Source organism: Arthrobacter sp. AL12 (assembly GCF_029960645.1).
In the GTDB taxonomy this organism is placed as follows: domain Bacteria; phylum Actinomycetota; class Actinomycetes; order Actinomycetales; family Micrococcaceae; genus Arthrobacter.
The window spans coordinates 1-12,059 of record NZ_JASBQY010000019.1 but is presented as its reverse complement, the minus strand read 5'-3'; the positions used below and the strand labels follow the sequence as shown (position 1 = coordinate 12,059).

At 67.9% G+C, this 12,059-nt stretch carries 12 protein-coding genes; 10 read left to right on the top strand and 2 right to left on the bottom strand.

Annotated features, from left to right (window positions below):
• The first annotated feature begins 196 nt into the window (after positions 1-196).
• Together QK291_RS16550 and QK291_RS16545 are read left to right on the top strand one after the other, a co-directional pair.
• A complete protein-coding gene (locus QK291_RS16550; RefSeq protein ID WP_282383795.1) occupies positions 197-1,294 on the top strand; it encodes a TerC family protein in 1,098 nt (365 codons plus the stop codon).
• 459 nt (positions 1,295-1,753) lie between these two features.
• Complete coding sequence (locus QK291_RS16545) at positions 1,754-2,176, top strand: winged helix-turn-helix domain-containing protein (protein ID WP_348994594.1); 423 nt, start codon at positions 1,754-1,756, stop codon at positions 2,174-2,176.
• A 77-nt stretch (positions 2,177-2,253) separates the two neighbouring features.
• On the opposite strand, the gene QK291_RS16540 is transcribed toward QK291_RS16545, so the two are convergent.
• Positions 2,254-3,345 carry an adenosine deaminase gene (locus QK291_RS16540; RefSeq protein ID WP_282383794.1) on the bottom strand — a complete coding sequence of 364 codons (1,092 nt, stop codon included), beginning with the start codon at positions 3,343-3,345 and terminating at the stop codon, positions 2,254-2,256.
• A gap of 48 nt (positions 3,346-3,393) precedes the next feature.
• Here QK291_RS16540 and QK291_RS16535 point away from each other — a divergent pair, with 48 nt between their 5' ends.
• The 4 genes from QK291_RS16535 (at position 3,394) to QK291_RS16520 (ending at position 7,769) form a co-directional block, all read left to right on the top strand.
• Entirely contained in the window at positions 3,394-6,021 is a 2,628-nt protein-coding gene (locus QK291_RS16535; protein ID WP_282383793.1) for an excinuclease ABC subunit UvrA, read from the top strand.
• A 79-nt stretch (positions 6,022-6,100) separates the two neighbouring features.
• Positions 6,101-6,538 carry a hypothetical protein gene (locus QK291_RS16530; RefSeq protein WP_282383792.1) on the top strand — a complete coding sequence of 146 codons (438 nt, stop codon included), beginning with the start codon at positions 6,101-6,103 and terminating at the stop codon, positions 6,536-6,538.
• A complete protein-coding gene (locus QK291_RS16525) occupies positions 6,535-6,840 on the top strand; it encodes a transcriptional regulator (protein WP_282383791.1) in 306 nt (101 codons plus the stop codon). The genes QK291_RS16530 and QK291_RS16525 overlap by 4 nt, the downstream gene beginning before the upstream one ends.
• Before the next feature lie 221 nt (positions 6,841-7,061).
• Positions 7,062-7,769 (top strand): transglycosylase family protein, encoded by a 708-nt coding sequence (locus tag QK291_RS16520; protein WP_282383790.1) that lies wholly within the window; start codon positions 7,062-7,064, stop codon positions 7,767-7,769.
• A gap of 187 nt (positions 7,770-7,956) precedes the next feature.
• Here the strand turns inward: QK291_RS16520 and QK291_RS16515 are convergent, their stop codons facing one another.
• Entirely contained in the window at positions 7,957-8,490 is a 534-nt protein-coding gene (locus QK291_RS16515; protein WP_282383870.1) for a hypothetical protein, read from the bottom strand.
• Positions 8,491-8,706: 216 nt separating this feature from the next.
• On the opposite strand from QK291_RS16515, the gene QK291_RS16510 reads away from it, so the two are divergent.
• The 4 genes from QK291_RS16510 to QK291_RS16495 form a co-directional block, all read left to right on the top strand.
• The gene (locus QK291_RS16510; protein ID WP_282383789.1) at positions 8,707-9,609 is read left to right on the top strand and encodes an MSMEG_6728 family protein; all 903 of its coding nucleotides are present in this window, start codon (positions 8,707-8,709) and stop codon (positions 9,607-9,609) included.
• A gap of 46 nt (positions 9,610-9,655) precedes the next feature.
• A complete protein-coding gene (locus QK291_RS16505; protein ID WP_282383788.1) occupies positions 9,656-10,603 on the top strand; it encodes an SDR family oxidoreductase in 948 nt (315 codons plus the stop codon).
• 43 nt (positions 10,604-10,646) lie between these two features.
• Positions 10,647-11,036 (top strand): DUF1622 domain-containing protein, encoded by a 390-nt coding sequence (locus QK291_RS16500; protein ID WP_282383787.1) that lies wholly within the window; start codon positions 10,647-10,649, stop codon positions 11,034-11,036.
• Between the two features lie 161 nt (positions 11,037-11,197).
• Positions 11,198-12,059: DUF2071 domain-containing protein (locus tag QK291_RS16495; RefSeq protein ID WP_282383786.1), on the top strand; the 862-nt coding region annotated here is incomplete at its 3' end.

The window sequence follows — 12,059 nt, the reverse complement described above, 5'->3', positions numbered from 1 at the left end:
GGCGAGCTCGACGACGCCGATCGCCGCAGTCCCTTGCCGTCATAGGTGAAGTGTGCTTCACTATTCTTACGGAGGGGAGTATCCCCTGAATGTCCCGTCGTCAGTACGGCCGACCCTGAGCGGCCCGGCGGGACAGGTCCCCTGGGACCGGGAAAGACCTCCAGTTGGTTGAACTGACTGGAAGCGGTGTCCCCTGATGAATGTTCCTTTTTGGGCCTGGTTGGCCGTTGTTGCCTTTATTCTTTTGATGCTGGCCGTTGACCTGTTTGCACACCGCAAAGCTCACGTCATCCGCGTCCGGGAAGCCGCGCTCTGGTCCGCCGTCTGGGTCGCTTTCGGCCTAGGCTTCGGCGCCCTGATCTGGCGGATCTACGGCGCGGAGTTTGGCCAGCAATACTTCGCCGGATACCTGATCGAAAAATCCCTCGCCGTGGACAACGTGTTCATCTGGGCGATCATCTTCACGTACTTCGCCGTACCCCGCGAATACCAGCACCGGGTGCTGTTTTTCGGCGTCCTGGGCGCGCTGGTCTTCCGCGGCATCTTCATCGCAGCGGGCTCCGCGATCATCGCCAGCGCGGGATGGGTGCTCTACATCTTCGCCGCGTTCCTGCTCATCACCGGTTACCGGATGATCCGCCACCGCAACGACATGCTTGACCCGGAAAAGTCCCGGGCCCTGAAACTCTTCCGCCGGCGCGTGCCCATGACGGACGACTTCCACGGCCAGCGTTTCGTAATCCGCAAGAACGGCGTCCTGCTGGCCACCCCGTTGCTCGCGGTGCTGGTCCTGATCGAGGTCACCGACATCATCTTCGCCGTCGACTCCATCCCCGCGATCTTCGCCGTCACCGACGAAGTGTTCCTGGTCTTCACTGCCAACGCCTTTGCCATCCTGGGCCTGCGGGCCATGTACTTCCTGCTCGCTGACCTGATCCACCGCTTCATCTATCTCAAGATCGGACTCGCCCTCGTCCTGATCTGGGTGGGCATCAAAATGCTCCTCAAGATCGATATCTACTACATCCCCACCCCCCTCTCGCTGGCCGTCATCGCCACAATCCTCGGGGTGTCCATCGGCGCAAGCCTCTGGGCCACCCGCGGACAAGGCCGCAGGGCTCCCGCGGCGCCGGCGCACTCCCCGTTCGGCACCGCCTCACCCGAGGAGATCGCCGCTCTGGAACCGCTGTGGCGCACCCGCCGCGACCCCAAAGTCACGGTGGCTCCCGAGCCGGGCATCACCGGGAAATCCGACGCCGACCCCCACTCACCTGCCGGGGGTGAGCGCAAATGAAAGGTGAACCAGTCCGCCCGGTGGCGGCCCTGATACTTGATGGGCCCCTGGCCCCTGAAACTGCCCGGCGCGCCGCGGCCCTGGCCAGAAAGGAGAGCCTGCCTCTCATCCTCCTGGTGCCGGTGGAGCGGACCGGCTTCAGCATCAACTCCGTGACCCACCGGCTCGCAGCTATCCGGCAGACCGCCGAGGCGGAGACGATAGCTGCCCGGGTCCGCCCGGTGCTCGACAGCACTGGGACCGAGGCTGAGGTCCGGGCGGTGCCCTGCCTGTCCAGAGGGAAAGGAACCACCGGGAATGCCATGCTGAAGAGCATCACCGCCGCAGCACGGCGAATGCACGCCATCATCCTCGTAACGCCGACCGGAAACGATGCAGAAGTGACAACTCAGAAGACGCCGCACCGGCAACTCATCGAGCCGTCGGCGGCAAAGCACGAAACGTCAGCAAGGAGCATCCATGACAATCCCGCCGTCGGTCCCGGGAAAGGACCCGGAAACGGACCCGGAACCGCCCGCCCCTTGGGGTCACCGCCGTCACCCGTGGACCTTCCTTACGAACCACGGGCACGTCCTGCTCGCGGTGGCCGCCGACCCTGAGGCCCGCATTACCGATATCGCAGCGAGGGTCGGCGTCACCGCACGCTCAACCCTGCAGATCCTCAAGGATCTCGAAGAGGGAGGTTACCTGCACCGCATCCGGTCCGGACGACGCACCCGTTACGCCATAGAACCCCACCAGCACTTCCGCCACCCCAGCACCGCAACGTGGGAGATCGACGGGCTGCTCGGACTGTTCGCAGTCCCCGCGCCTCCCGCCGAAGCGCAGCCCCGGCAGGTCGTCCCACCACGGGGAAGCCCTCAGCCGCGCTACGGCCCCTAAGAAGCCCCCTTGCCCTATCAGTTCTGGTTCCCATCCGCGGGTTTTAGCAACCAGGAGTGATAGGGCAACGGGGAGGGTTAGTGCCCGGAGGCGGCCAGTTCGGCCAGCAGCTCGGTCTTGCGTTCCTCGCTCGCGAAGGAGGAACGGATCGAGTTGGCCGCCATCCGGACGCAGTCGAACTCGGACAGCCCGATCACCGCTTTCAGCTGCGCGAAGTTGTCGTCGACGTACCCGCCGAAATACGCCGGGTCATCGGAGTTCACGCTCACATTCAGCCCCGCGGCGAGCATGGCCGGCAGCGGGTGCTCCGCCAGGGTGTCCACCGCGCGGAGCCGGACGTTGGAGAGCGGGCATACGGTCAGCGGCGTGAGCTCCTGCACCAGCCGCTCCACCAGGTCCGGATCCTCCATGCAACGGATCCCGTGGTCGATCCGTTCGACGTCCAGGAGGTCCAGCGCATCGATGATGTACGACGGCGGGCCCTCCTCGCCGGCGTGCGCTATCCGGTGCAGCCCGGCGTCCTTGGCCCGGGCGAAGAGCCGTTCGAATTTGGCCGGCGGGTTGCCCACCTCGGCCGAGTCCAGCCCAATCCCGGCTATCGGCGCGTCCATGGCGAGCAGCTTCTCCAGCACCTCCAAGGCGGCGTCCTCGGTCAGGTCGCGCAGGAACGCTGCGATGAGCAGGGTGGAGATCCCGAACTCCTGCTCCGACACGTCCAGCACGGACGCCACACCGTTGATGCAGGTCTCCAGGGCCACCCCGCGGGACAGGTGCGCCTGCGGATCGAGCATGATCTCGGCATGCCGGACGCCGGCGAGCGCGGCCCGGGCCAGGTACGCCCGGGTCATGTCCGCGAAGTCCTGCTCGGTCCGCAGCACCGCCATGTTGGCGTAATAGAGGTCCAGGAACGACTGCAGGTCCGTGAACTCATAGCGCGAGCGCAGCTCGTCCAGGTCCGCGTACGGCAGCTTGATGCCGTTGCGTTCCGCGAGGGCGAAGATCAGCTCGGGCTCGAGGGTCCCCTCGATGTGCAGATGCAGCTCAGCGACCGGCAGCGGACCGTGAACCTCCTCCGGAACCTCGGCGAAGTCGGGGCTCTCGGGGGCGGGAGGTACCGGGCTGTCCGCTGCGGCGTCCCCGGTGGCAGCGACGCCGTCGTTAGTTTCCATTCGGTAAGGATATGCCCGCGGGCAGCAGAGACCGATAGAGTCGACAGGATGCACAATGCTCAGCATGCTTCCCATCCATCTGGCCCGGCCCTTGAGGGGTTTGGCGCCGACCGTCCCACGGACGGCTTTGTCCGGGTGCGCGGTGCCCGGGAGAACAACCTGCGGAACGTGGACGTGGATGTGCCCCGCGACGCGATCGTCGCGTTCACCGGGGTGTCCGGTTCGGGCAAGTCCTCGCTGGCCTTCGGCACCATCTATGCCGAGGCCCAGCGCCGCTACTTCGAATCCGTGGCGCCCTACGCCCGGCGGCTGATCCAGCAGGGCCACAACCCCAAGGTGGAAATGATCACGGGGCTGCCGCCCGCCGTCGCGCTCCAGCAGCGCCGCGGCACTCCCAGTTCGCGGTCCACGGTGGGCACGGTCACCACCCTGTCCAACTCACTGCGGATGCTCTTCTCCCGCGCCGGCAGCTACCCGGACGGCGCCAGCCAGCTCGATTCGGACGTCTTCTCCCCCAACACGGCCGCCGGCGCGTGCCCGGAGTGCCATGGCCTCGGCATCGCGCACACCGTCACCGAGTCCTCGCTGGTCCCGGACACCTCGCTGAGCATCCGCGACGGCGCGATCGCCGCCTGGCCCGGCGCCTGGCAGGGCAAGAACCTGCGCGACATCCTCACCCATCTGGGCTACGACGTGGACACCCCCTGGCGGAAACTGCCCAAGAAGGACCGTGACTGGATCCTCTTTACCGAGGAACAGCCCGTCGTGGAGGTGACGCCCCAGCGCGACCGGGTCGCGAAGCCCTACAAGGGCCGCTTCTGGAGCGCCAAGAGCTACGTGCTGCACACCCTCGCGGATTCCAAGAGCACCACGATGCGCGAGAAGGTGCTGCGCTTCATGGAAACCGGCCCCTGCCCGGTCTGCGGCGGCGCCGGCCTGACCCCGGCCGCCCTGGCCGTGACGTTCGCCGGCCGCACCATCGCCGAGCTCAACGCCGTCCCCATGAGCGAGCTGGCCGGAATCATCCGTCCCACCGCCGAGCTCACGGAGGCCGGGACCGCCTCGCGCAAGCAGAGCTCCGGCGAATCCAATGAGGTGGCGGTCGCCATCACCCGGGACCTGCTCCAGCGGGTCACGGTGCTGCTGGACCTCGGCCTGGGCTACCTCGCGCTGGGCCGCTCCACCCCGACGCTCTCCCCCGGCGAGATGCAGCGGCTCCGGATCGCCACCCAGCTGCGCTCGGGCCTCTTCGGCGTGATTTACGTCCTCGACGAGCCCTCCGCCGGCCTGCACCCGGCCGACGCCGAGCCCCTCCTCGCAGTCCTGGACCAGCTCAAGGCCTCGGGCAACTCGGTGTTTGTCGTGGAGCACAACATGGACATCGTCCGCCGCGCGGACTGGCTGGTCGACGTCGGCCCGCGCGCCGGCGAGGGCGGCGGCGAAGTGCTCTACAGCGGACCCGTCGCCGGGCTGGCCGGCGTGGAGTCGTCCGTGACGCGGCCGTTCCTGTTCCCCAACGGGTCAGGGTCGGTCGACGGCTCCGGGAAAGCGGACGGGTCGAAAACAGCGGACGACGGCGGCTCCCCCGCCGCTGGCGCCCGGCGTGGAACTGCCCGCCGGGATGCTGCCGGCTGGCTGGAGCTGCGCGACATCACCCGCCACAACCTGCGCGCACTCGACGCGGACTTCCCGCTCGGGGTGCTGACCGCGGTCACCGGCGTCTCCGGCTCCGGAAAGTCGACGCTGGTCAGCCAGGTCCTCGCCGAGGTCGTCGGCGCCCGGCTGCATCCGGAGGCGGACGCCGCCGTGAAGGCCACCGAGGACCTGGAGTCCGCGGACGCCGAGTCCGCCGGGCCGCTCAGCGTCGGCCCGGTCTCCGGACTGGACCAGCTGGACCGCCTGGTCAAGGTGGACCAGAAGCCGATCGGCCGCACCCCGCGCTCCAACCTCGCCACGTACACGGGCCTCTTCGACGCGGTCCGCAAGGAGTTCGCGGCCACCGAGGAGGCCCGGGCCCGCGGTTTCGGCGCCGGCCGCTTCTCCTTCAACGTCGCGGGGGGCCGCTGCGAGACTTGCCAGGGCGAGGGCTTCGTCGCCGTCGAGCTGCTGTTCCTGCCCGGCAGCTACGGTCCTTGCCCGGAATGCCACGGCTCCCGCTACAACCCGGAAACGCTCGAGGTCACCTACCGCGGCAAGAACGTGGCCGAGGTCCTGGGCATGACGGTCAACGCCGCCGCGGAGTTCCTCGACGCCGTCCCCGCCGCGGCGCGCAGCCTGCAGACCCTCCGCGAGGTGGGGCTGGGCTATCTCCGGCTCGGCCAGCCCGCCACCGAACTCTCCGGCGGCGAAGCCCAGCGCATCAAGCTCGCCACCGAACTGCAGCGCGCCCAGCGCGGGCACTCGCTCTACCTGCTGGACGAGCCCACCACCGGGCTGCACCCGGCCGACGTCGAGCTCCTCATGGCGCAGCTGCACCGGCTGGTTGACGCCGGGAACACCGTGATCGTGGTGGAGCACGAGATGGATGTGGTGGCCGCTGCCGACTGGGTGATCGATCTTGGCCCGGCCGGCGGCGACGCCGGCGGCAAGATCATCGCGGTGGGGTCGCCCGCCGCCGTCGCCCGGTCCAAGAAGAGCCGGACGGCGCCGTATCTGGCCGCGGTCCTCGGCGGCTGAACGAATCCGGGTAGAAAGTACTTGCCAGATCGGAAAGTACTTTCTATCCTAATGGAACAGCCCGCGAACAGGAGTCACCGTGCCAGCCACAGACAGCAACGCCCCATCCCCCGAAGAGGCCCGGGAACTGCTGGCGAGGGCTGAGTCCCTGGGCAGTTCAGCCACCGCTGCCGCAGGCTGGCCGCACATTGCCTTCATGCTCAGCTTTGGCGTCTCCACGTCCATGGGGACATTGGCGATGGGCCTGACCACGGGCCCGCCGTACTTCATCGCGATGATGGCCATGATGGCCTGGAATATCATTCTGGTCGTCTTCATGACTGTCTTCGCGGCGTCAATCAAGAAGGGCTTCACGAAGCGGTGGGCGATCTACGGCGGACTTTGGACCGCCACCTACGCTGTTGCGATCCTGTTCGCTGCCCTCTCACAGGGTGAGAACCTCCTCGGCGTCTGCCTGTCCGCCGGTGCCCTGGCAGCCGTTACCACCGCCTGCGCCTGGCACGAGGCCCGCAAATGATCCCAGCCGGAGACCACCCCCGGCATCGGCTCTCGGAGATCGTCCATCAGCCCGTCCGGTTCTCCATCCTTGCTGGACTGGCGGCCGCCCAAGAACTCGACTTCAAGGACCTCCGCGACGCGGTGCAAGTAAGCGATTCGGTACTCAGCAAGCACTTGAGCGTCCTTGAGGAGGCCGGCTTCATCAAGGTCCGCAAGTATTTTGTGGGCAAGCGGCCCCGGACTTCCGTCAGCCTGACGACGGCGGGGAGGGAAGCATGGTCGGAGCACCTCAGCGTGCTCCGGGAGATCGCCGGCGGCTGATCCGGCTGGGAAGACACCGGAATAACGGCTTGATAACGGCGTCAGCCTGGATTAGCCTAGGGGTCATGCCCGGACGCCGGGCATGAATGCCCGGTGCTACCACCACCACATACTGCCCGACCGGTAGACACCGCAACGACCTCTACCGTCAGGGGCGGGCAGTAGTGCGATAACGTCCGGGGACGGACCGAGCACCGGTGGCCCTCAGGAGCATCACCCCCATGAAGAAATCCACGTTCAGCACAGTCGCGCGCCGCGGCGCCACCCTCGCCGCCGTTTCGATCGCCGGCGTTGCACTCTCCGCCTCGGCGGCGAACGCAGCTGTCCCCACCGCCACCTCCAGTTCCGTCTGGGATTCCCTGGCCGAGTGCGAAAGCAGCGGCAACTGGGGCATCAACACCGGCAACGGCTACTCGGGCGGGCTGCAGTTCAGCCCCAGCACCTGGGCCGCGTATGGCGGCACCGGTTCCGCGGCCAGCGCCAGCCGTGAGCAGCAGATCGCCGTCGCCGAGCGGGTTCAGGCCGGCCAGGGCTGGGGAGCGTGGCCGTCCTGCTCGGCGAAGCTGGGCCTGACCGGCGGCGCCGTCGCTCCGCAGAGCACGTCGCTGGCGCCCGCGTCCGTTCCCGCCCCGGCCGCCAAGGCCCCCGCCAAGTCCGTAGCGCCCAAGGCCCCCGCCAAGGCCGTAGCGCCCAAGGCAGCAGCGCCCAAGGCAGCAGCGCCGAAGGCCGCTGCCCCGGCAGCGCGCCACGTGGCGGAAGTTCCCCTGAGCGGCGAGAGCTACACGATCCAGAGCGGCGACACGCTGAGCAAGGTCGCCGAGAAGCTCAACATCGCCGGCGGTTGGCAGCTGCTGGCCGATGCCAACGCCGCGACCATCAGCGATCCTGATGTGGTGTTCCCGGGACAGGTACTGCAGCTGCCGGCCTGACCGGAGCTCGGCCGGCCCGTGGCCGGCTCTGGCAGCAGGGCTTAACCCACGACGCCGGAGCGTTCCCCAAGGGGATGCTCCGGCGTCGTGCTGTCTTCGTTTGCACTCCCCCGGGCCGTGGCGCTCTTCTGTACTGCCCGGGGACTGGCGGCCGGGGACTGCGCCCAGCCAGCTCAGGCGGCCAGCCTCAGGCTCGAGCGGCCTGCGGAATCTCGCGGACGATCCGCACTTTCCACGCAGTGTCGTCGCTGGTGTCCAGCAGGGCTACGGTTCCCATGGCCAGGTGCAGCGCCACCCGCTTGGCGGCGAGCAGTTCGAGGTAGAGGCTCTCGTTCATGCGGCCCGGAGCATCGATGACGTACTTCACGGCATCGCGGACTTTGCGGTAGTTGTCGCTTTTTTCGCGGTTGAGGTGAAGCTCCAGCATCCGCCGCTGGCGGATCTTCGGCTCGTGCCGGTTCAGCCAGGAGACCGCAGCGTGGACCGCCACCACCAGCGTCAGCGAGATGACGTAGATCTCCCAGCCGCTGGAGAGCAGGAACAGGGGAAGGTTGCCGATCGCCACGAACGCGATGAACAGCCGGAGGGCGAGCAGCCGACGCATGGTCAGCGCCACGGAGGCCAGCGCCGTTCGGAATCCGTTCTGCTCCTTGCGGGCAGCCGCCGGGTCGATTGTGAACTCCTCCAGGACCAGGATGCCGTGGGCGTCGGGACTCAACAGTTGTCCGTATTTGGGCAGGGGGACAGGCGCAGTCGGCGCCGCAGGTGCAAGTACTTGATTCGTCGACATGGGCGCGTGTCTTCCGTGGGGCGGGGCTGTTTTGTGTTAGTTTACCCGCCGACAATGCGGGCTGTCTGTCCCATTCCAAAATGTGAACACGCTCACCCGCGGCCGCCCGCAATTGGCGCATTGGCTCCTTGGCCTCAAACTGGAGAGATGCAGACTTTTCTCCCGTTCCCCGATTTCCAGCAGAGCGCCGCGGTTTTGGACCGCGAACGGCTCGGCAAGCAGCGCGTTGAAGCCCTGCAGACCCTGCGTGCGCTGGTGATTCCGGAGTACGGCTGGCAGTCGCACCCGGCCATCCGGATGTGGATGGGATACGTTCCCGCACTGACCCTCTACGGCCTGACCGTGGTCGACGAGTGGACGGCCCGCGGCGGCGAGGACACCACCCGCGAGAAGATCATGGAATTCGCCCCGCAGGCCGCGCACCCTGACTACGCCGCGAAGATCCCCATGCCGCCGTGGCTCGGGGCCCCCGAACTGCACCTGAGCCACCGCTCCCGGCTGATCGCCAAGGACCCGCGGTTCTACACCGAGCTGTTCCCGGACACCGACCCCGACCTGGAATACGTCTGGCCCGAGCCCCGGCTTGAGCTGGTGCCGGAGGATCCTGCGGGCGACCGCATGTGGGTCCTGCGCCTGCCGTTCGATGACACCGAGCCGGAAAAGCTTGACACCGTCAGCCTGCCCCTAGTGGGCAAGGCGAAGGCCGCCGCCGCGGGCGACGACGAATACCAGTTCGTCTACGCCGACTCCGGTGCCCGCCGCCCCGCCAAGCAGCGCAAGCTCCCGCCGAAGCAGCTCGTGAAGAAGCCCACGCGCAAGCGCCAGCAGCAGGAGGAAGCGTTCAACACGCTTCCCGGCAACTCAACCGTCGCCATCCCGTTCGACGGCGGCGCGTCCTTCGCCGTGGGCAAAGTCCTGGGACGTCCGATCACGGTGGAGGGCCGCTTCGCGCGCAACTTCAAGGTCGACGAGATCCTGAACCGTTCGGACTTCGACTACCCGGCACTGCTGCAGGATCCGCGGGTCTTCTTCCCGATCCCGGCGCGCTAACCGGATTCGGCGGCCATCACCGCCGAAAACTGGCAGACTGGCCAGCATGACTGTACTTATGGCCGGTTGCGGCGATCTGGGCACCGAGGCGGGGCTGCGGTTCGCCGCGGCCGGCCACCCGGTGGTCGGCTGGCGGCGTTCGCCGGAGAAACTTCCAGCCGCTATCGAAGGTGCCGCGGCTGACCTGAGCGCCGGTAAGTTGCCGCCCCTCCCGGCGGACACCACCGCCGTCGTCGTCGCGATCGCGGCGGATTCCCCCACCGAGACTGCCTACCGCGCGGCGTATGTGGACGGGCTATCGAACGTTCTGGACGCCGTGCTGGACTCCGGCGCGCCGGTCCGGCGGGTCCTGTTCGTCTCCTCCACGGCCGTCTACGGCGATGCCGGCGGGAACTGGATTGATGAAACCACGACGCCGGCACCCGGCGGGTTCTCGGGCCGCACCATCCGCGTGGCGGAGGATCTCCTCGCCACCCGGTTGAGCGGCACCGGCATCACCCCGGTGGTTCTGCGGCTCGGCGGTATTTACGGTCCCGGGCGGACCCGGCTCATTGACCAGGTGCGCATCGGGTCCGCGGTCATTCCGGCCGAGTCACGCTTCACCAACCGCATCCACCGCGACGACGCCGCGGCCGCGATCGTGCACCTGTGCACCATGGAGGCCGCGCCAGGACCGGTGTACCTCGGCGTGGACAACGAGCCTGCCGAACTCGGCGAGGTGCTGGCCTTCCTGGCCGCCGAACTGGGACTGCCCCAGCCGCCGTCGGGCTCGGCTGATGGGGGCGGGCAGGGCGGCAACCCGAAGAACGGCACCCCGCAGTCCGGCAACTTGCAAAACGGCAACTCGCCGAGCGGCGGCGGCGAGCCGTCGCGCGGCGGCAACAAACGCTGCAGCAATGCCTTGCTGCGAAGCGCTGGATTCGAGTTCCGGTACCCGACTTTCCGAGAGGGTTACCGGGCAATTCTGGCCGGAGAAGGGGTCCGGCACCCCTGACCGGGTGCCCCGGATTCCGCCAGCCATTTCTTTGAGGGGAACCATGGATTTTCACGAGATAATTCAGGCAGCGGGCGGGTACATGGACCTCGCCGGTGTGGCAGTGATGGTGATCGGCGCCATCGTGTCCCTCCCAATGGCGATGCGTGGCTTCCAGCCGCGGCGGCTGCCTGACGGTGCCGAGCCGCTATCCGTCTACCGCTCCTACCGGCAGTTGTTGGGCCGTTCGATCCTGCTCGGGCTGGAACTCCTGGTCGCGGCCGACATCATCCGGACCGTCGCCGTCACTCCGACCTTCGAAAGCGTCGGAGTGCTCGCCATTATCGTGCTGATCCGGACCTTCCTGAGCTTCTCACTCGAGCTTGAAATCACCGGCCGCTGGCCCTGGCAGAAGCAACCCGAGGGTTCCTCCGCCGCGTCACCTGCGGGCTGAACCGCTTCCTGCTGTCGGAGGCGGCAGTTAGGCTCAGGACATGACTGATGCCGCCGCTTCCCTTGCCCTTGCCCTTGCCCCGACCGACGCGACCGGAGGACTCCTCGTTGGCCGGGCGTTTCCGGACGCCACCCGGCAGCTTAACTAGCGTGCCCGCCTCAATGCGTTCCGATCCCTGGCCGAACGCCCCTGAGCTCCCGACCCCGATCATCATGGATCAGCGTTGGATGGACGCGGTCTTTCTCCACTGGCGCATCCCCCAGGCCGTTGCGGCGCCGTTCATGCCGGCGGGTGCGGTGCCGGACGAGTTCGACGGATCCGCCTGGGTCGGGCTGATCGGGTTCCGCATGCAGGGCGCCGGTTTGGGCCGCGGGCCCGGGATCCCCTATTTCGGGAGCTTCAACGAGATCAACGTGCGCCTCTACTCCCGGGAGCCCGACGGGACCCGCGGCGTGGTCTTCCTCAGCCTGGATGCGACGCGTCTGGCGGTCGTGCTGGCTGCGCGGGCGGCCGGGATTCCCTATGTGTGGTCGCGGGCGGGGTTCCGCGGGGTGGAGGCCTTGGATCCTTTCGCCTCTTTGGAGGGCGGACGTCCGGACGGGGCGGCCGGGCTGGTTGGGACAGCTGGGGCGGCCGGGCCGGCTGCCCGGCCGACCGGTCAGCCGGGACCGGCCGGCCAGACGGTCCCGCTGGTCGCGGGGAACCCCCGGGCCGGGTACTGGGTGCGGCGGTTCCGGGGCGGCGCCCGGAGTGATTTTGGGGTGGCCCCGGAGTTCGACGCCGAAGCAACCGATCCGCTGTCCCTCCACGTCACTGCCCGATTCGGTCTGCATACCCGGTTCCGAGGCAGGACCCTGTATGTTCCCAACACGCACACTCCTTGGCCGCTGTACCGGGCGCAACTGACCCAGCTCGAGGATCAGCTGGTCGCGGCGGCCGGCATCAACGTCGCGGGTCCGCCCGAATCGGTGCTCTTCTCACCCGGGGTTCGCACGCAGTTTGGCCGGCCGCGGTTCCTGGATG